At 41.4% G+C, this 21,020-nt stretch carries 17 protein-coding genes; 10 read left to right on the top strand and 7 right to left on the bottom strand.

The annotated features are described in order from the left end of the window. Positions 1-304 precede the first annotated feature (304 nt). Genes ACESMA_RS04600 through ACESMA_RS04585 form a run of 4 tightly spaced genes read right to left on the bottom strand, consistent with a single transcriptional unit; the run spans position 305 to position 3,624 of the window. Positions 305-958: an HAD family hydrolase gene (locus tag ACESMA_RS04600; protein ID WP_372947598.1), complete on the bottom strand. Its 654-nt coding sequence runs from the start codon at positions 956-958 to the stop codon at positions 305-307. Positions 959-962: 4 nt separating this feature from the next. After that, positions 963-1,568, bottom strand: a complete 606-nt coding sequence (locus ACESMA_RS04595) for a DUF502 domain-containing protein (RefSeq protein WP_372947597.1) — start codon at positions 1,566-1,568, stop codon at positions 963-965. 10 nt (positions 1,569-1,578) lie between these two features. Further along, positions 1,579-2,277 (bottom strand): hypothetical protein, encoded by a 699-nt coding sequence (locus tag ACESMA_RS04590; protein ID WP_372947596.1) that lies wholly within the window; start codon positions 2,275-2,277, stop codon positions 1,579-1,581. Between the two features lie 42 nt (positions 2,278-2,319). Beyond that, positions 2,320-3,624: an oligosaccharide flippase family protein gene (locus ACESMA_RS04585; RefSeq protein ID WP_372947595.1), complete on the bottom strand. Its 1,305-nt coding sequence runs from the start codon at positions 3,622-3,624 to the stop codon at positions 2,320-2,322. A 66-nt stretch (positions 3,625-3,690) separates the two neighbouring features. On the opposite strand from ACESMA_RS04585, the gene ACESMA_RS04580 reads away from it, so the two are divergent. From ACESMA_RS04580 to ACESMA_RS04550, 7 genes are all read left to right on the top strand, one after another. Next, on the top strand, positions 3,691-4,818 hold the full coding sequence (locus ACESMA_RS04580) for an AI-2E family transporter (protein WP_372947594.1): 1,128 nt from the start codon (positions 3,691-3,693) through the stop codon (positions 4,816-4,818). A 105-nt stretch (positions 4,819-4,923) separates the two neighbouring features. Further along, entirely contained in the window at positions 4,924-6,084 is a 1,161-nt protein-coding gene (locus tag ACESMA_RS04575; protein WP_372947593.1) for a cytochrome c3 family protein, read from the top strand. 42 nt (positions 6,085-6,126) lie between these two features. Next, positions 6,127-9,063 (top strand): 4Fe-4S dicluster domain-containing protein, encoded by a 2,937-nt coding sequence (locus tag ACESMA_RS04570; RefSeq protein WP_372947592.1) that lies wholly within the window; start codon positions 6,127-6,129, stop codon positions 9,061-9,063. Positions 9,064-9,075: 12 nt separating this feature from the next. Then, positions 9,076-10,470: an NrfD/PsrC family molybdoenzyme membrane anchor subunit gene (gene nrfD, locus ACESMA_RS04565; RefSeq protein WP_372947591.1), complete on the top strand. Its 1,395-nt coding sequence runs from the start codon at positions 9,076-9,078 to the stop codon at positions 10,468-10,470. A 2-nt stretch (positions 10,471-10,472) separates the two neighbouring features. Continuing rightward, on the top strand, positions 10,473-10,994 hold the full coding sequence (locus ACESMA_RS04560) for a DUF3341 domain-containing protein (RefSeq protein ID WP_372947590.1): 522 nt from the start codon (positions 10,473-10,475) through the stop codon (positions 10,992-10,994). Next, positions 10,991-12,184 carry a hypothetical protein gene (locus ACESMA_RS04555; RefSeq protein ID WP_372947589.1) on the top strand — a complete coding sequence of 398 codons (1,194 nt, stop codon included), beginning with the start codon at positions 10,991-10,993 and terminating at the stop codon, positions 12,182-12,184. The genes ACESMA_RS04560 and ACESMA_RS04555 overlap by 4 nt, the downstream gene beginning before the upstream one ends. Further along, the gene (locus ACESMA_RS04550; protein ID WP_372947588.1) at positions 12,171-12,737 is read left to right on the top strand and encodes a c-type cytochrome; all 567 of its coding nucleotides are present in this window, start codon (positions 12,171-12,173) and stop codon (positions 12,735-12,737) included. The genes ACESMA_RS04555 and ACESMA_RS04550 overlap by 14 nt, the downstream gene beginning before the upstream one ends. Before the next feature lie 53 nt (positions 12,738-12,790). On the opposite strand, the gene ACESMA_RS04545 is transcribed toward ACESMA_RS04550, so the two are convergent. Both ACESMA_RS04545 and ACESMA_RS04540 read right to left on the bottom strand, forming a co-directional pair. Further along, complete coding sequence (locus tag ACESMA_RS04545; protein WP_372947587.1) at positions 12,791-13,555, bottom strand: TRADD-N-associated membrane domain-containing protein; 765 nt, start codon at positions 13,553-13,555, stop codon at positions 12,791-12,793. 215 nt (positions 13,556-13,770) lie between these two features. After that, a complete protein-coding gene (locus ACESMA_RS04540) occupies positions 13,771-16,158 on the bottom strand; it encodes a TonB-dependent receptor (protein ID WP_372947586.1) in 2,388 nt (795 codons plus the stop codon). Positions 16,159-16,301: 143 nt separating this feature from the next. Between ACESMA_RS04540 and ACESMA_RS04535 the strand changes: the two genes are divergently transcribed. From ACESMA_RS04535 to cysK, 3 genes are all read left to right on the top strand, one after another. Next, the gene (locus tag ACESMA_RS04535) at positions 16,302-17,234 is read left to right on the top strand and encodes an ABC transporter ATP-binding protein (RefSeq protein WP_372947585.1); all 933 of its coding nucleotides are present in this window, start codon (positions 16,302-16,304) and stop codon (positions 17,232-17,234) included. A gap of 3 nt (positions 17,235-17,237) precedes the next feature. After that, positions 17,238-18,578, top strand: a complete 1,341-nt coding sequence (locus ACESMA_RS04530) for an ABC transporter permease (protein WP_372947584.1) — start codon at positions 17,238-17,240, stop codon at positions 18,576-18,578. A gap of 226 nt (positions 18,579-18,804) precedes the next feature. Beyond that, positions 18,805-19,716, top strand: a complete 912-nt coding sequence (gene cysK, locus ACESMA_RS04525; protein ID WP_372947583.1) for a cysteine synthase A — start codon at positions 18,805-18,807, stop codon at positions 19,714-19,716. A 216-nt stretch (positions 19,717-19,932) separates the two neighbouring features. Here cysK and ACESMA_RS04520 read toward each other — a convergent pair whose 3' ends face one another. After that, positions 19,933-20,928: an alpha/beta fold hydrolase gene (locus ACESMA_RS04520; RefSeq protein WP_372947582.1), complete on the bottom strand. Its 996-nt coding sequence runs from the start codon at positions 20,926-20,928 to the stop codon at positions 19,933-19,935. Between the last annotated feature and the right edge of the window lie 92 nt (positions 20,929-21,020).

Genomic DNA, 21,020 nt, shown 5'->3' with positions numbered 1-21,020 from the left:
CTGGTTTTCAGAAAATTACCAATAAAATATTTCATTCAGGTTACCTCAAGCATCAAAAAAGTTTTGCTCCAAGTTTCTAAAATCCCGGAGGGATTACATGTCTATAGAAAATTTGTTGCACGATGTTCGTTCGACTCCTGGCTGGAGTCGTATTCCCTGCAAACTGACCTTTTCTATAAATATCAGACCTCGCTGAGGTCAAAAACATTTTTCCATTAGCGCCAGCGAATTAATACATTGATTAATAAATCTTTAAGGCACAAGTTGGAAAAATCTATAATTTTTCGACCTAAATATTTAAAAATCAACCCAGTTCCCCAAAATCCTTAATAATCACATCCGCCTGGGCTTGATCCTGCAACTCCGAGCCCGGACCGGCAAAGGCAATACAAAACATACCCGCAGCTTTGGCTGCTTTTATTCCATTGGTAGAATCTTCAATAACGATGCATTTTTCGGGTGGAATACCAAGTTTTTTGGCTGTCAACAAAAAAATATCCGGTTCGGGTTTGCTTGCGCCGGCCATTTGGCTGCTAACCACCACATCGAAATATTTTTTCAGTTCGGTTTTCTGCAAAATGATTTCAATGACATCAAAATAGGAAGAAGAAGCCAGGGCAAGCGGAATTCCTTTTCCCTTCAGTTTTTCGATTAGATTTTTAACACCGGGCATTGGCTCCATTTTTTCGAGCGAATTGAAATACGGTGTAACCAGGTTGTTGGTCATTTCCACCAGCTCATCCACCGGCTGGTCAATTCCGTGCCGTTCCTTAATCAATTGCCACATCCGGTCAGTTGCAGTTCCCTGGTAGGTTTGGTGTTCTTCTTCTGAAATATCCAGTCCCAACTGCCGGAAGTTGGTTTGTTCCACTTCCACATAAAAAGGCTCGGAATTCACCAAAACCCCGTCCATATCGAAAATAACAGCACCAAATGATGTGAGTTTTTTATTCAGCATAAATTTATAATTCTTTGTCCAACTCAACACGTTCCATATTTTCAAACCGGGTGACTCCTCCTGAAACAATAAACTTCATTACTTCTGACGGTGAAAGTTTCAGGTAGTGAAGCCGGTTTTTGGGAACCAAATACAATTCGCCTGAAAAGTTGTAAGAATGCGGAAAATAAACGGCTGCCAGTTCCTCGTTGTCAATTACTTTCATAGTTTCTTTTGTAACAAAACCCAGTTTCCAAAGATTGTTTTCTGCATTAAAAAGCACCTTAACCGGAACGTTAAACTTTTTCTCCTTACCCACAAAAGCCGAAAAAAGGTCGTTAATGGAAGAATAGAGTAGGTTCAGCAACGGAATCCGTTTGATTAATTTTCCGGCAATTCTTTTCAATGGCTTTATTAAAGCAGTTTGGCCAAGGAACCCTAAAAATGTAAGCGAAATAAACAGAATTATAATTCCGAGGCCGGGAATATTAAATCCGATAAGCGGTGAAATTTTGTCATTCAGCCAGCCGTCAACCGAAACAAACAAGGAATAAAGAATGTACATGACAATAACCACCGGCGCTACCAGTAAAACTCCCTGCAAAAAGTATTGTATGATTTTTTTAAACATGGATTTTCTGTTATTTTTTAAATGGAATATAATTTGAAGTCAACTCTTCCAAAAGCGTTTCGCCCAGTTTCACCGTATCTTCCTGTTCACACATTTGAAAGGTTTTTGCCAGTTCAACCGCCTGGCCATTGAGCCATTTCGACCGGTTTCCCAGAACAATCAGAGTCCTGTAAATTACAGCATTCAATCGTGGATCTTTCCCCAAAACCGCCAGTTCTTCAAAAAACGGTTCAAACATTTCGTCAATGGCATTTTTTTGGGTTAGTGCCAAACGTCCCATCAGGTGAATTCCGGTAAAACGCACCAGGTGTTTTTTGCCTCGGCTCCATTCAATGGCTTTGGCAAATGCAAATTTGGTTTTCACCCAAAGATTGGCCGATGCCTGCTCAGCTATTTCGCGATTTTCAAAACTTTTAGTCCAGAAATCCATCTGCTCTTCTGTTACTTTTTCCGGTTCATCGAGCAAGGTGGCCAGAATCATGGTTTCGCGCCACTGCTTGTTCCAGAGTTTGAGTGAAAGCAGATGATCCGGCTTTATTTCTTTTGCAAGATCACGCAATTCTACCACCGAAACTCCCCAGTTCAATTTATATGCTATTCCCTGCCTTTTCAATGAATTGGAAACATCGCCATTCTTCCGCAACTTAATCTGGCGCAGCAATTGCTGAAAAGTTTTTTCCGTTTCCTTATTATCAAGTATAAAATTCATTCAATAAAATTTGATATTTATATGCGAAAAGTTTGCAACCTTTTATGGAAAAACACCTTCTGCAAAAATAAAGATTGCAACTAATCCCAGCGAATAATAAAGATAATACTTTACGGGATGGTATTCCGACAAACGGATATTCAGATTGCGCCTGACCACAAATGTCAGGTAAATTTTCTCAAACAAATAGGCGATAAACGTAGCAAAAGCAATTCCGGCAATTCCCCAGTACTGCACAAACACAAGACTTAAAGCAACGTTAATAACCAGTTCAAAAAAAGAAGCGACCATAATATGCCGGGCTTGCCTCAGACCGTTTAATATGGTTTGCGGCATGAGCAACCTGCTGATTACAAGCAACAGATAAATATTAAATACGGTGGCACTTTCAGCAAAATCCGGATTGAATATTATCGGGAATAATGGTTTGGAAACCAGCAATAAAACTGCAGTTAACGGAAAAATAAAGTGCATAAGTTGCGAAACACTCTGTTTGAGTTTTTCAAGGTTCTCTTTCAGTTTTTCTTTGTGCCCGAATTCCGGTAACATCGCACTGCTTAGTGCATTGGCTAAAAGTGTGGCCAGCGGCAGTTCGCGGGCTCCATAGCGAAAAACGGCAAAAGTGCTTTCGTCGAAATGTGAGGTTACAATAAATCCGTCAATAAATTGGGCTGAACCACTCAACAAAGTGGCTGCTACCAAAGGCATTCCAAGTTTGAGGTGCTTCTTTACAAACGGCAGGGAAAACCGGATTTCAGAATAGTAAACAAATGTTCCCCAAAGCCAGATGTACCTTAAAACAGACGAAGCCACCAATCCGCGCATGGCCCAACTCACCGGACGCCCAAAAACAACAGGCAAAACCACTAAAAGAAACTGAACGGTAAAGGAGATTATCGCGTAAATCAACAGAAGTTTATTCCTTTTTTTAACCAGGTAAACATATTCCACAAGGTTTGCCGGAACACCAATTACAAGGTAAAATACCAGCAAATTCAACTCCGGTATTTGTTTGCCATTCAATAAAAAGCCGGAAAAAAAAGGATGCAAAAGGTAAATTAATATTCCCACCAACAGGCTAAAAACAGAAATCAACACAAAGGAACTAAACAAAGCCGCATTTGATTCCTTCTCTCCTGCAGACAACGGCAATAGTGCTTTTAAAAGCCCGTTCAGCCAAAAAAAGCTTACAGCTCCGGCCAAAAACAAAAAGGTTTCATATTCGCCAATTGCCGATTGCGAAAGTGTTGATTTGGCCAAAACAATTCCTGTGAGGATTAATGTGCCGTACCTCACCATTTGGAAGAGTTGAAAAGAAGAAACCGTATTTAGCCGATTTTTTATCATTTTTTGCAAGGGCTTAAAAGTATAAAAATTCCGGGTTTTAATTTATATTTGCTCAAAACCGATGAAATGGTACAACTAAAAGGCTGGGCCCGAAATTTGCTCCTTGTTGCCGGTGGAATTTTTCTGATTTTTCTGCTTTGGTACTTTAGTGCAATTGTTACCTATATTATCATTTCTATGGTTCTGTCGTTTATTGGCAGGCCTCTGGTGAGGTGGCTTTCCATCATTAAATACAAGAAATTCAGAATCTCAAACGGAATTGCAGCCTTTATTGCTCTTATTGCCATCTGGGTTGTATTCATTTCATTTTTTCGTTTTATCATTCCGCTTCTGGTTAAAGAGTTGGAAACCTTGTCGGAAATTGACCTCGAAGCATTTTTAAATTCTATTGAGGAACCCTTGACGCGATTGATGAAATTGTCAGGGAATAAACCACTTTTGGTGGAAGACAAAACCTTCTACGATATTTTGGTTGAACAACTTACAGCCAAAATAAATTTTTCGCAACTTCCAAATATATTTGCTTTTGTGGCAGGAACTATCGGTGAACTTTTCATCGGTTTTTTTTCGGTTTCCTTCATTACTTTCTTCTTTTTAAAAGAAAAAAGTATGGTTCGCGAAGGCATTTTATTAATAGTCCCTACCGAAATGGAAGCAAAAGTTTCACACATCCTCGACTCTATTTCTTACCTGCTGAGACGCTATTTTGTTGGAATTATTCTTGAAGTTTTTATGGTGATGCTGCTCGATACTGTTGGGCTAACGCTGGTCGGACTCAATTTTAACCATGCTGTTATCATCGGTTTTTTTTGCGGATTATTTAATGTAATTCCCTACCTGGGCCCATGGATGGGAGCCGTTTTAGGCCTGCTTATTGGAGCTGCCTTAAACATTAATGCCGATTTTATGAGCCATACCCTTCCACTTCTCGGATTAATGACAATTGTTTTTATTTCGGTTCAAATTATTGATAATGTGTTGTTTCAGCCGCTTATTTATTCGAGCAGTGTAAAAGCGCACCCGCTTGAAATTTTTTTAGTTATAATTGCAGCCGGAAGTTTAGCTGGCATATTAGGTATGTTTCTGGCTATTCCTACTTATACAATAGTTCGTGTAATTGCCAAAGAGTTTTTTGTAAATATGAAGCTGGTACGAAAGCTTACAGAAAATCTGGAACAACAGGAAAAAAATTAAAAAGCAAAAATTTTTTCTGTATATTAGGAACCTTTAAAGTTGAATTTTGTTAGGTCTTATATTGAAAAAAACAAGCTTATTTGTTATCATACTAAACTGATCAGAATGAAGAAATATTTCGAGGTTGACGGATGCAAATTTTTAGTCCGGTTTACTATTTTCATTTTTGTTTTTTCTTTCTTTTTTTTACATCCCTTGTTAACATTTGCAGAATCAACAGAAACGGTTGTTACTTCGGGTTATTCCAAAGAAGACATTAACCGGGGGAAACGTTTTTTTATGGGGCTTTTGCCATTTGAACGAAACCATGAATCATGTGTTTCGTGCCATTACCTCAATGCTCCGGATACGTTAAACTGGAATCCATCGGCAATGGATATTGCTTTAAAATATGCAGGAAGAGACACCGCATCTTTCCGCCAGGTGGTCATGGAACCATCCGGAAATGTAATGTCGGCTGCACATGTTAATTTCGACATTAGCAATGAAGATTTGCAAACCATAAAAGTTTACCTCGACCATTTGGCAGTTACAGGGCCAGGCATGCAAAAACCAAGCGTTAACCGTTTGTTATTGTTCCTTTTATTGGGAATATTAATTACGTGGGCGCTGCTCGATTTAATTTTCTTTAAAAAAGTTAAATACAAATTTATTCCTGCCCTCATTTTTATTGGCGCATTTGGTTATCAGCTTTCTATGATTTATGAAGAAGCTGTTAAACTTGGCAGAAGTCAGGGGTACCAACCCGACCAGCCTATAAAATTTTCGCACAAGGTACATGCCACCGACAACCAAATTGACTGCATGTATTGTCACCACACAGCAACTGAATCGAAAACTGCCAATATTCCTTCCACTGAATTATGCATGAACTGTCACATTGTGGTGCGCGAAGGAACACATTCTGGACGGTTCGAAATAGATAAATTAGTACAGGCACACGAAGAGGGGCGTTCTGTGGAATGGGTACGCATTCACCAACTTCCTGACCACGTTTTCTTTTCCCATGCCCAACACGTGGGTGCCGGAAAACTCGATTGTGCGCAATGCCACGGTGCCGTGGAAGAAATGCATGTGGTTCATCAGGTAAACGACCTTTCCATGAGTTGGTGTCTGGAGTGTCACCGGGAAACGCAGGTAGATTTTGTTGACAACGACTATTATAAAACATTTGAAGCATTGCATAAAGAACTGGCAAGCGGTAAAAAAGATTCCATCACTGCCGCCGATATTGGTGCCAACGACTGTGCAAAATGTCACTACTAATTATTAATGAGTTAATTCTGTCACGGTTCAAAATATAAACTGATGAGTGAAGAGAACAAATACTGGCATATTCTGGAAGAATTTGAGCCAATAAAAGATGTACGAAACCCAAAAGGCCGCGAGGAGGTGGTTAGTCCAACATCGCGAAGAAATTTCCTGAAAGTACTCGGCCTGGGAACAGCCTCAGCCGCATTGATTGCATCGTGTAAACGACCTGCTGAAAAAGCAATTCCTTATTTTATTAAACCCGAAGAAATTACACCGGGAAAAGCTGCATACTATGCGTCTTCGTATTTCAATCAGAATGAGTTTTGCAATGTTCTGGTAAAAGTACGCGACAACCGGCCCATTAAACTGGAACCCAACCCCAAATCGGTGATTACCCCCAACGGAACAAGCGGCCGTGTTCAAGCCTCGGTGCTCGATGTTTACAACGTAAACCGGTATCAACACCCGCAAAAAAACGGCGAAGCCACTGATTGGGAAACTGCCGACGGTGAAATTGTTTCCCAACTGCGGCAACTGGCCGATTCAGGAAAACCTGTTTTATTGCTTACGCCAACCATTATAAGCCCTTCAACCAAAAAACTAATTGGTGAATTTACTCAAACATTTAATGCTGAGTGGCACCAATACGACGCCATTCCTATGGACGGTTACCGCGAAGCCAACAACCGCGTTTTTGGCACCAATGCAATTCCTGAATATCATTTTGAAAAAGCCGATTGTATTGTTTCGGTTGGCTGCGATTTTCTGGGAACCTGGCTTTCTCCGGTTGAATTTTCGGGCCAATATTCCAAACGACGCGATTTATTTAACGGAGATGGTAACCTGAACAAGCATTACCATATTGAAGCAGGTATGTCGCTTACCGGCTCCAATGCTGACATGCGCATCCGGGCTGAACGAGCAGATTATGGCCGCATTCTGGCCTACATTTACAACCATCTGGCAGCCAAAAAAGGAGCGAGAACCATTGAGGCGTCAACACCTCCTCAAGATGTTATCCAAAAGCTTGATAAAGTTCTGGCAGATCTTGCCGCAAGTGAAGGCAAATCGCTTGTAGTTTGCGGAGATAATAACCCAGACTACCAGATTATTGCAAACAACATAAACCAGTTGCTTGGAAACATTGGCAGCACCATTTTGTTTGAACGAACATACAATCATTTTCAGGGTTCGGAAAAAAGCCTGGAAACGCTGTTGAATTCAAATCCGGGAGCAGTGATTGTCTGGGACGTGAACCCGGTTTACAATCATCCTGAATCAGAAAAAATTAAAGCAGCTATTGAAAAAGCTTCATTGTCGGTTGCTATAAGCGCTTTGCCCGATGAAACAACTGAGTTGTGTCAATTCGTTTTGCCTTCACCCGGATATCTGGAATGTTGGGACGATGCTGAATACAAAAACGGAATTGTTTCGGTTTTACAACCCACACTTTATAAACTTTTCGATGCACGCCAGGCGCAGGAATCTTTATTGGCATGGCTTGGTGATGAAACCAGTTGGCGCGACACCATCAAAAACAACTGGACCACCGACTATTTTCCACAGCAAAGCGAACAAAACGATCCTGATCGTTTTTGGGTGGAAACCCTCAAAAAAGGGGAACTCGTGATGGAATCATCACCGGTTACAGTTGTCTTCAATCAAAATGAAATTGAAAAATCGATTCAAAGCATAGACAGAGAAAAGCCGGTAGAAGGTTTTACTGTGGAATTGTTTGAAAACATCAACATTGGCACTGGACATGGCCCGCTAAATCCCTGGTTGCAGGAAGTTCCCGACCCGGTTACCCGAATTGCCTGGGATAATTATGCTTCGGTTGCGCCCTCGGTTGCACGGCAAATGGGAATCCAAAACGGCGATATTGTTCAGTTGGGGAACCTCACCATTCCGGCATTTGTTCAGCCGGGCCAGGCAGACAAAACCATAAGCATTGCAATAGGTTACGGCCGTATTAAAGGCATTCCCGAAGAATTAATTACTGGCGTAAACGCCTACCCACTGGCAAAAGTTGAAAATGGTTTCAGACAATTTTCCGCCTCCGGGTTTAATTTGACCAAAACCGGTGGCCACGAAGAGATGGCTTTGGTTCAGGGACATCAATCAATGGAAGGCCGCCCGATTGTGCGGGAATCCACTTTGGGCAAGTGGAAAGAAAACCCGGCTGCCGGAAATGAATTGCATGAAGAAATTAAACACCATCATACTACTTTATACAATAAGTATGAATACAAAGGGCACAAATGGGGTATGGCCATTGACCTGAGTAAATGCATTGGTTGCAGCGCTTGTGTGCTGGCATGTAATACTGAAAATAACATTCCGGTAGTGGGTAAAAAAGAAGTTGCGCGTCATCATGAGATGCATTGGATTCGCATCGATCGCTACTACAACGGCGATGAAGAAAACCCGGAAGTGGTTAGACAGCCTGTAATGTGCCAGCATTGCGACAACGCACCCTGCGAAAATGTTTGCCCGGTGGCTGCCACAAACCATTCCAGCGAAGGGCTGAACCAAATGGCTTACAACCGCTGTATCGGAACTCGCTATTGCAATAATAACTGCCCGTATAAAGTGCGCCGTTTTAACTGGCTGGACTACACCGGTGCTGATTCCATTCCGAACAACCGGTACGATCCCGCCAATTTAACCCTTGACCTTACCCGGATGCGTCATAACCCGGATGTTACAGTTCGTGCAAAAGGGGTTATTGAAAAATGCTCTTTCTGTGTTCAACGTATTCAGGAGAAAAAACTTACCGCTAAAAATGAAGGACGGCAACTACAGGATGGCGAGCTGCAACCAGCCTGCCAGCAGGCATGCCCGGCCGATGCCATTGTTTTTGGCGACCTGAACGATCCCAACAGTAAGGTTTCAAAAATGATGAAAGACCCGAGAAATTATCATTTGCTTGAAGAATTGCATACGCTTCCAAGTGTTGGATATTTGACAAAAATCAGAAATAAAAGCTAAAACTGACCAAATATGATGCATGTTTCACCGGCAAGAGAGCCGCTAATTAACGGAGAAAAAAGCTATAAAGATATCACCAGTGATGTAATGGCGCCTATCAAAGCCAAGCCAGGAAAATATTGGTATCTGGGCTTTGGGGTTTCATTTATAGCTATGCTTATTGGTTTTGCAATGATGTTTTATACCGTTTGGTTCGGAATTGGTACCTGGGGTGTAAACCGCACCATTGGATGGGGATGGTCAATTACCAACCTGGTGTGGTGGATTGGTATCGGCCATGCAGGTACATTTATTTCTGCCATTCTGCTTCTTTTCAGGCAGAAATGGCGGACCAGTATCAACCGTGCTGCCGAGGCAATGACTATTTTTGCAGTAGCATGTGCCGGAATTTTCCCGCTTATCCATATGGGACGATTGCCTTTGGCATTCTTTATTTTACCGTATCCCAACTCACGTGAGTTGTGGGTAAATTTTAATTCTCCGCTTTTGTGGGATGTTTTCGCCATCTCAACGTACCTGTTGGTTTCACTGCTTTTCTGGTATTTTGGACTCATCCCCGATCTGGGAACCATCCGCGACCGTATGAAAACATTGTGGAAGAAAAAAGTATATAACTTCTTAAGTTTTGGCTGGAAAGGTTCGGCGCGCCACTGGCATCGGCACGAGTCCATGAGTTTGATTCTTGCCGGGTTGGCTGCACCACTTGTTCTTTCGGTACACACCATTGTTAGTTTCGACTTTGCTACATCGGTAATACCGGGTTGGCACACCACCATTTTTCCGCCTTACTTTGTGTCGGGTGCGGTATTTTCGGGTTTTGCGATGGTACTTACCCTGATGATTGTTACCCGAAAAGCACTTAACCTGCAGGAATACATAACAGTTGGCCACGTGGAATCGATGAACAAAGTAATTATTGCCACCGGTTCAATAGTTGGAATAGCCTATATTACAGAGTTATTTATGGCCTGGTACAGCGGAGTGGAATACGAACGTTACGCATTTATGAACAGGGCGCTTGGTCCGTATGCCTGGGCTTACTGGATTATGATGACCTGTAACGTAATTTCACCACAATTGCTCTGGATTAAAAAACTGCGCCGAAACCTGGCATTCACCTTTGTTTTGTCGATATTTATAAACATAGGAATGTGGTTTGAACGCTTTGTAATTGTTGTTACTTCGCTGCATCGCGACTACCTGCCGTCAAGCTGGTCCATGTATAAACCCACCTGGGTTGAGGTAGCCATTTACCTTGGTTCCTTCGGACTCTTTTTTACCCTTTTCTTTCTTTTTATCAGGGTATTTCCGGTTATTGCCATTGCCGAGGTTAAATCGGTTGCCCGTTCGTCGGCACGGAAGTTTATTGGAAAATCAGTAAAAAATCAACCTTCAGAAAAACATTGATTATGGGAGCAATTGTTTACGGACACTTTACCGATGAGCTCGACTTGCTCGAAGCAGTTAAAGAGCTCCAAAGCAAAGGCATACAAATTGCTGATGTGCGGACACCTTTCCCGGTTCACGGTTTGGATGCCGTTTTAAAATTTCCCCGGTCACATTTACCAAAAGTTGCTTTTATAGCCGGGGTAATAGGAGGTTCACTGGGATTACTTTTCCAGGTTTGGGTTTTCACCAAAGGCTGGCCACTCAATTTTGGTGGAAAGCCGCATTTATCTTTACCCTCCTTTGTTCCTGTGACCTTTGAACTAACCGTTCTTTTTGCCGCTTTTGCCATGGGAATTGCTTTTCTTTTGCGATCGAATTTAGGGCCCGGGAAAATACCGGATATTTTGGATGAAGAGGTTACCAACGACCATTTTCAGATTATTCTATCAGCAAAAAACAATAATCTTGCAGAAGTTGAACTTGCAGAAGCACTGGCAGCAACAGGTGCACTCGATGTAAAACAAGTAAATGAAAAAAAATGATGGAAAAACAACATATACCGGAACCGGTTCCATTTAAATTTGGGAAAAAACTAAAAACGTATCTTGGAGTTGCCGCGGGAGTTGGTTTGCTCGCCCTGCTTATAGCCGTTTTTGTACAACAATTGCCATCAGAACGTATTTGGGCCAACTTGTGGATGAATGCGCTCATGTTTTTATTTCTTGGGTTGGGAGCACTTTTCTTTTGGACGGTAAATACGTTAGGCGAGTCCACCTGGCAAATCAATATTCAACGCGTAATGGAATCGATGGGTTTAACCATTCCGTTTGCCGTAATTCTTTTTATTTTTGCTTTTCCGGGGCTAAAAGACCTGTTTGAATGGACACACAATGAACACCTTGACAAAATTTTACAGAAAAAAGTGGCATATCTGAATCTGCCTTTCTGGCTGATTCGGTTTGCTGTTTATTTTGGATTGTGGAGCTTTTTTGCCATTTACCTGCGCAAAATGTCGGTTAAAAATGATTATGAACCGCATGAAAAATATCTTGCCCGGCTGCGTGCTACTTCAGGTTGGTTTATGGTTCTATTTGCTATAACCAGTTCCATGTCTGCCTGGGACTGGCTCATGTCTATCGACGCACACTGGTTTAGCACGCTTTACGGCTGGTACATTTTCTCCGGAATGTTTGTTTCAGCTATTGCCGTAATTATACTCATTACCATTGCTTTCCGGCATTTTGGAATTCTGCCCAATGTGAACAGTGAACATTTGCACGACCTGGGAAAATACCTTTTTGGGTTCAGCATTTTTTGGGCTTATTTATGGATTAGCCAGTACCTGTTAATATGGTACAGCAACATACCTGAAGAAACCGTGTATTTTGTGGAACGTCTCAATCACTTTAAATCGTTGTTCTATCTTAATATTATTGTAAATTTTCTGATACCTTTTCTGGCATTAATGACTCGCGGTGCCAAACGTCAGCCCTTGTACCTGGCAATTATTTCTGTTATCATATTAATGGGGCATTACCTCGATTTATATCTTGCCATTATGCCCGGAGCTGTTGGCCACGAAAATGCATCTATCGGTTTGCTGGAAATAGGATTGCCTTTTTTCTACCTCGCAGCTTTTTTGGCCTTGTTTTTTATCTTTTTTGAAAAAGCGAAACCTGTACCCGAAAATCATCCTTATTTTATTGAAAGTTCAGACTATGAAAATATTTAAATTAAAACATTGGATTGGCTTTTTTTCGGCAGTTGTGCTGCTTGCATCCTGCGACCATAACCGGAACGAACCCGGCTGGAGTTATTTTAACGACATGGAACATTCGCAAGCTTATGAAACCTGGAGCGAAAATCCCAATCTCCCGGAAGGGAAAACCATGACAGGCCCGGTGGAAGGAACAGTGGCCATTCACGAACACGCTTTTGGTTTTGTAAAAACTCCAGAAGATGAATTGAAAGCTGCTTCACTCGAAAACCCGCTGGCCGGCGAGTTTAATTTAAATCATGCCAAACTCAGGTACGAACAATACTGTATTGTTTGCCATGGTGAAAAAGGCGACGGACAAGGGCATCTTTTTACAACCGGAAAATATCCTATCCCGCCTGCCAGTTACACGGCCGAACGCGCCATGCAAAAAACCGATGGCCAACTTTTTCACAACATTCGCGTAGGTTTTGGCGTGATGGGCGCCCACGGGCCACAGCTTTCGGTGGACGATACCTGGCAGTTGGTGAATTACATTCGTCACCTGCAATCTCAAAATACAGAGTAGAATTTAGGGATCATGGTCAAATTAAACGATTAATGCTTCTCTTTTGCAACAACCTATGAAATCTTATCTTCCGGTACTTTTTTGCCAATGAGATAATCTATTAAATTGCTCATTAATTGTACTTTCTCAGGACCTTCTTTTACCTGTTCCACCAGTTTGAATGACAGAAGTGTATTTTGCAGATCAATCAGGTCGTTGTGGTAAGTTTTTAATTGTTTTACAGTGCGGTTGTACAAATAGAAAAACACACCTGATATGAATTCTGTAATGATACCTGAAATACCGCTCAGGTATGCAATATTCATTTTATCGCCGTGCCCAAAATAACCCAGCAGAATTCCTGTTAATATCAATAAAAACCCAACAATACCTACAATTAATGAAAAACTAAAACTCAGGAATGAATGGCGTTTTACCTCGTCATAATATTCCTCAAGGCGTGTTACATTTAATTCAATCAACTTGTTGATGTAATCAACCGGTTCTTCAGATTCGGAGAAACCCAGCAGAAGGTCAATTTTACTATCGTTTTGCTGAATTTTCTTTTTATTTGATATCGACTCAAAATGAACATATAAGCCAAAAAAGATTAAGAATAGTACAATAATCCATAAAATTGCAAGCAGCCAAACAGGCATTCGTAAAACATTCAAATGGTGCAGTGAAACAAATGTGAGGGGAATTATTGAAAATATAACACAACCAATTACCTGGTTTCTAAGATCTTCCCTCTTAGCCTCAATTCTCTCATTTTCACTCCTTAAACTTTGAACTTTATAACCCTGAAGTGCTGTTTGTCCTCCTAAATATTCTTTCATAAAAAATATTATTCAAAAACTGGAATTTAATAATTAACTGCTAAAGATTATCATCTATGCAATTTATGGCATTCTTTTATTAAAAACAACATGCATTTCACTTCGGGGCATAAAAGTTCATTTTTTCCTTTGACTTTTTGTTCTTATATTTTTCAAAATTGCATCACATCATGCTCAATAAAACTATTCAGCATTATCAATGGTTATTTTAAACGCTAAAAATAAATCCGGTAATTAAACAACGGGAAAAAGCCCAACTGATAAACCGTTTCAATAGCATCTTTACTTTTGCTATAGGTTTGATTTAGCGGGTTATTGTGGTTGGTAACGTTTTCCACATAAAACTCCCAAAGCTGAGATACCTTTTTTCCATCAAGCCGGAAACCTATTTTAATATCGGCTTTAAAATAGTTGGCAAATTGTTCCGAATAAGCCAAATCATAAAAATACTCCGTGCCAAATGCTTCACTGGTATTCCGCGATGCTTCTATATCTATTGGTGTATAACGGTTTCCGCCTGCCCAGGTAACGCGGCCATCAAAAACCAGGGTCGATTTTGAACTTAGCACAAACTCTCTGCCGGCCAACGTGTTAACAACAAAATTCCCGTTAAATGCAGTATTCCGTTTTATGCCGTCGCTGCCGGTGTATTTCGAATCGAACAAAGAAAGGGTTGTCAGGAAATAGTAATTCTTATGGTAAAATTTTTCCAGGGTAAATTCAACACCGTAATTCCAGGCTTCCCCCTCATTTTTCATGTTATTCCGGGTATTTAAACCCCACCCTGCCCCTGAATTGACCAAACTGAAAGTGGATGATTTTTTCTCCACCGGAACATCATAAAGGTATTGGTAATAGGTTTCTGTTTTTAACCTGAGGTGGTCAGAAAGAAGCGCATCAAAACCAAGTACCCAATGGTGCGCTTTGGTAAAATCGAGGTTTTTGTTGGTAATTTCAGTTTCGCCTGAACTATTTACCGATTCGATAAAATAGGTGGCCATGGATTGTAATTTGGAATGTTTTCCATAACCAAAATTCAGGCTGGTGTTTGCACCGGATTTCCAGCTTGCGCCCAAGCGTGGTTCGGCAGAAAATCTTTCATTCAGTCCAAAGTAAATAAAATGAATACCAGGCTTTATTTCAAACTTGTCGGAAAATTTATACACAAACTGGGAATATGTGCGGAAAAGATTGGGACCTTCTGCAATGCTTTTTTTATTGTTGAGCAAATATTCCCACATCGTTTCATCTTCATCCCAAATTCTGGAATAAAGCTGGTAGGCATAACGGTCAACTGTAAATCCTGAACGGCTGGAAAGTTTCCGGTTGAATTTTGTATTGAAAATATATTTAAAAGTCAAACGCTCTTCACTATTATCTTCCCGGTAAAAAGGTTCAGGGGATTCACCCGGGTCAAACTGATCCATGTTTGTGAATCCGTTCTGGTTCACATAAGAAAGAATGAACTTGCTGTATGTATTTTCATTATGAAACAAAGCCAGATTAATCCCCGAGGCTAAAGCTTCCGATCCGTTTTCCAGATCCATTCCTTCACTGGTATATAAATCGGCTGTATTATCCTCGCTGTCGAGCATGGAAATGGAACTAACGCCTGCCAGGCCAAACCAGCTTATTTTTCCATTTTTAAACGGAAAATTCATTTTAAAACTCAAATCCTGGTATTTCGGAATGCCGGATGTTCCGAAACTAATTCCCAGCAAATCGAATACCTGGAGCGTAGAATAGCGGTAATTGGCCAGAAACGAACTTTTGCTTCCTTTTTTGAAAGGCCCTTCGGCACCCAGTTCAAAACCGTTAAACCCCACCTGACCGAGGAATTCGTATTTTTCGTTATTCCCCTCGCGCATGTTCAGATCGAAAACACCCGAAAAAACATTGCCGTACTCGGCAGGGAATGCCCCGGTAAAAAAATCGGAATTTCGCAAAGTATTGTTGTTCAGCATCCCCACTGGCCCACCGGTTGTTCCTGAAGCGGCAAAATGATTGGGATTGGGAATTTCAACATCCTCCAACTGCCACAAAACTCCACTGGGTGTATTTCCGCGCACAATTATGTCATTCCGGGAATCGTTGGCGCCCGAAACGCCTGCAAAATTCATGGCCATGCGTGCCACATCTTCACGGGTTCCGGCGTAACGCGAAGCTTCTTCTACGGTAAACGCCCGTGCACTTACACTTGCCATCTGGTTTAAGGCCATATCTTTTCGGTAGTTCCCAACTACTAAAACCTCTTCTGTGGTTTCAACTTTTTCTTCCAATTCAATATAAAGTACGGTTTCGCGGGCTGAATTTAGCACCAGGTTGTTAACCAACCCGTTGTGGTATCCGATAAAACTCACCATTATTCCATGTCTTCCCACCGGCACATTTTGCAACCGGAATTCTCCATCCACATTGGTTGCTGTGGCTTTCAACGGATCAGAATTCAACAGGATAACATTTGCGCCGGGAAGCGGCATTTGTGTTTGCTGGTCCACCACTTTACCCCTGATTGTTTGCAGCAGGGCACCAGATTCCTGTGAAAAAGAATTGGTTTGAAGCAAAACAAAAATGAGAAGCGCTTGTATATATTTTCTATTCATAACAATTGGTTTTTGGGTTTGCAATATTAAAAATGATGAAGGTTCAGTCAAAATAATTTCGATAAACCGACTTGTTTTTACTGTAAAATAAAGAATAAACCTGTAATTTGCGCAAGCTAATTTATACCCATGAAAAAAATTTTATGATGGAATTTTTCACTGCAAAACGTGTAAACAAGGTTTTTTCAACCACCCGGGCATTGTCTGATGTAAGTATTTCTGTAAAAGAGCAGAGCATATTTGGATTGCTTGGACCCAATGGTGCGGGAAAAACCACATTAATCCGGATAATAAATCAAATTACAGCTCCCGATGACGGTGAACTGTTTTTGGATGGCAGAAAAATGCGGCAGTCGGATGTGGCATTAATTGGTTATCTGCCGGAAGAACGCGGTTTGTATAAAAAAATGAAAGTGGGCGAACAGGCCATTTACCTGGCGCAACTTAAAGGGATGAGCAAAAAAGACGCCATAAAAAACCTGAAGCACTGGTTCGTGCGGTTTGAAATGGTGGACTGGTGGAATAAAAAAGTGGAAGAACTTTCGAAAGGAATGCAGCAGAAAGTTCAGTTTGTTACCACTGTGGTGCATAAACCGAAACTGCTGATTTTTGATGAACCATTCAGTGGGTTCGATCCCATAAATGCCAACCTGCTTAAACGCGAAATTCTTCAGCTTAGAAACGATGGGGCAACCATTATTTTCTCCACACACAACATGGGTTCGGTAGAAGAATTATGCGACCATATTGCGCTCATTAACAAATCGGTTAAAATTGTTGACGGCCCAACCAACGAAATTCGGGAAAAATACAAATCGAACATTTTCGAAATAAAATATAAAGGCAATTTTGAACAGGTTGACAAAGCATTAGGGCGGCGTTTTAAAATTCTGGAACATGCTGAATCGGAAAAAGAAAACCACTTGCAGGTGCAATACCTGAACGGAGATTCAAACAACGACCTGCTTCAGGCCATTATGCCGGCGGCAGAAATTCTTTCATTCGAAGAGATTATTCCGAGTATGAACGACGTGTTTATAAAAGCAGTGAACGAATCCAATCAATTAAACAAGTAAAAAATGAATAAAACAATACTTATACTTCAGCAGGAATATTTAAAACGGGTAAAGAAAAAATCTTTTATTATTCTGACCCTTTTGGTCCCCATATTATTTGCAGGGATGTTTGCGCTGATTATTGCGCTTTCGGTTCACGACGACAAACAGGAACGTACCATTGCCGTTTATGATGAATCTACTTTGTTTCTGGGAGAACTGGAACAGGAAGGTTACACCAGGTATCATTTTATTCCAAAAACGGAATATGACCGGCTGAAATCAGACATAAAAAATTCGGAGTTTTATGCACTGCTTTATATTCCCGAAAACATTTATTCAAATAATTCGGCTCAGCTTATCTCTGAAAAGCAGGTTCCGATTGAGTTGTCTGAGCAGATTTCAAGAAAACTCAGTCGGTTTATCGAAAATTCAAAACGACAAAAAGTTATTGAAGATATTGGTATTGAAGATTTAGAAGAGCGTCTTGCAGCTACACGTACTTCAATTAAATTGAATACACTAAAAATTACGGAGACCGGCGAGGCTAAAAAAAGTTCCTCAGGAGTAGCTTTTATTGCAAGTTATGCCATGGGTTTCATTATCTACTTTTTTGTTTTTATGTATGGGGCCATGGTTATGCGCAGTGTTATGGAAGAAAAGAAAAACCGGATTGTTGAAGTTATTATTTCATCGGTAAAACCTTTCCAACTGATGTCGGGAAAAATAATTGGCACTGCGCTGGTCGGGCTTACACAAGTGGCCATTTGGGTGTTGTTAGGCCTTGTTGGTTTAGTGGTTGTCCAAAGTTTCTTCACGCCCGAATCGGCACAGCAAATGGGTCAAAGCCTTATGGAAAGCCGTCAGGGAATGGGCAGCAATATGCAGCAAATGGCCGGTCAAAACGAGATAACCGAAGCATTGGAACTTATCGGGAACCTGAACATTCCGCTCATCCTGTTTGCTTTTGTTTTTTACTTTTTGGCCGGTTACCTCATGTACAGTTCGCTGCTTGGGGCGGTGGGTGCTGCAGTTGATAACGACGAAGATTCCCAGCAAATGGTTTTTCCCATCACCTTCCCGCTCATTCTTTCCATTATGCTGTTGTTCCCCATTTCGCGGAATCCTGAAGGCCCGGTTGCATTTTGGGGTTCAATTATTCCGTTTACGTCGCCGGTTGCTATGCTGGCCCGGGTACCTTACGGTGTTCCCACCTGGGAACTTCTTCTTTCCATGGGATTATTAATTCTGGCTACAATAGGTGCCATTTGGGCAGCGGCAAAAATTTACAAAACCGGACTTTTGATGTACGGCAAAAAAGTGAGCCTGAAAGAACTGATTAAATGGCTTACTTACAAGAGTTAATTTCACAATAATTTAAACGGGTATTTTTGTCTGTTTTAACAAAATTTCTTTACATTGCACCCGAAATGAAAAACATGCCATGCCATATAACTGTTTATTGTTGGGTTATTCAACCCGGAGAAGGCATGTTTTATTCGTAAAGAAAAGAATTGTAAAACCATAATTAAAGCTTTCCCGGGTAACCAGGAAAGCTTTTTTATTTAACCGATTTTAAAATTAACAGATTATGAAAGTACAAAACATTTTGGAAACCATTGGCAAAACGCCTCACATCAGGGTGAACCGGCTTTATCCTTCTGATTACGAAGTATGGGTAAAAATGGAAAAAGCCAACCCGGGCGGGAGTATTAAAGACCGGATTGCCCTCTCAATGGTTGAAGACGCGGAAAAGCGGGGAATTCTGAAGCCGGGTTCAGTTATCATTGAGCCAACTTCGGGAAATACAGGAATTGGGTTGGCATTGGTTGCGGCAGTAAAAGGCTACAGGTTGATTCTTACCATGCCGGAATCTATGAGTCTGGAAAGACGGAAAGTATTGATTGCATTGGGAGCCGAACTGGTGCTTACGCCAAAAGAAAAGGGAATGAAGGGCTCCATATCCAAAGCAGAAGAACTCTCCTCTGAAATTGATAATTCATGGATTCCTTTTCAATTTTCCAACCCGGCCAACATCGAAGTACACCGTGACAAAACGGCAATGGAAATTCTTGAAGATTTTCCGCAGGGTTTGGATTACCTGATTACTGGTGTGGGTACAGGCGGACACATTAGCGGTGTTGCAGAGGTTTTGAAAAAAGAATTCCCCAAATTGAAGGTATTTGCCGTTGAACCGGCTGACAGTCCGGTTATAGCTGGGGGCCAACCCGGTCCGCACAAAATCCAGGGTATTGGCGCCGGTTTTATTCCTGATAACCTGAAAACAAATCTTCTGGACGGAACGGTTCCGGTTACCCAGGAAGAGGCTTTTGAATATGCCCAGAAAGCAGCCAAACTGGAAGGTTTGTTTGTGGGAATTTCATCAGGTGCCTCGTTTGCAGCGGTAGCCAAAAAAATTAAGGAACTCCCCTCCGGTTCGCGCATCCTGACATTTTCATACGACCACGGGGAAAGATACCTTTCAGTGGAAGGATTGTACTAATTGTGCACCTTCTGTGGAAATAAAAAGAGGGACTGCGTTTGGTTCCTCTTTTTTGATTCACCTTATTCCATCTCTGGAGTTGAGCTGGTGACACTCCGTCACCTTTTCAGTTAATCAGTAGTTACCAAATCTATTCACCATCTGACCCAAAGTCAGCAGGTGAACAGCCCGACGTTGAATTGGTTCCGTCGGCCGGGACCTAAAACCATGTGCAATCTATTCGTCTAAAAAATTCAATAAAGGCTGAATATACCGTTCAAAACTCTCGATGTGGGGCAGGTGTCCGATTCCGTCCAGTTCAACTAATTTTGAATCCGGTATTTTCTGATGAGTTGCTTTCCCCAGTTCATCATAAAGTCCCATCGTTAAACGAACCTCCTCGCTGACCAGTTGTTTACCCAGTGCAGTACGGTCACGAGTGCCGATGATTAACAGCGTTGGAGCCTCAATATCCTGAAATTCATAAACCACTGGCTGGGTAAAAATCATATCGTACGTGAGAGCAGCATTCCACGCAATTCTTTCATACCCTGAGTTCAGCGTCCAGCCGGCCAGCAGGTTGACCCACCGGTCGTATTCAGGCTTCCATTTCCCGTCGTAATAACTCGATTTTTGATAGGATTTTATGTCATCATACGTTTTGGATAATTCGCGCTGGTACCACCAGTCAACGGATTTATAGGGCACTTTTAATTTCCAGTCTTCCAAACCAATTGGACTTACAAGAATCAGTTTCTCCGTGATTTCCGGGAACATCAGGGCAAAACGCGTGGCAAGCATTCCACCCATAGAATGACCTAAAACAGCCGTTTTAGAAATTCCCAGCGAATCAAGCAACTGTATGGTATTTTCGGCCAGTAGCTGAAAAGTGTAATGAAAATAGGCCGGCTTCGACGATTTACCAAAACCAATCTGATCAGGCATAATAACACGATAACCCCTTTCAGTTAATGCTTTGGCTGTGCTTTCCCAGTAGGCGCCATTGAAATTCTTTCCATGCAGCAGCAAAACGTTTTTCCCGTTATGATTTTGGGGCGTCACATCCATGTAGGCCATTTTTAAATCCTGCTGCTGAACATGCAGGCTCAAATGTTTGGCAGGAAACGGATAGTCGTAATTGGCCAGCATAAGATCCAGCCATTTTAAATTATTTTGCTGTGCCGAAAGAGAAAGACTGAGTGTAATGAACAAGAAGAAAAAAACTGATTTCATACGTAAATAATTTTTATTAAATGAGCCTTTAAAGCCCATATTTTGTTTAAAATCAACAATTTTTAAAATAAAGAACAAAAGAAAAGAGAGCA

The organism is Mariniphaga sp., assembly GCF_041687215.1.
In the GTDB taxonomy this organism is placed as follows: domain Bacteria; phylum Bacteroidota; class Bacteroidia; order Bacteroidales; family Prolixibacteraceae; genus Mariniphaga.
The sequence above is the reverse complement of the archived record's forward strand: the minus strand, read 5'-3'. Positions and strand labels throughout refer to the sequence as shown.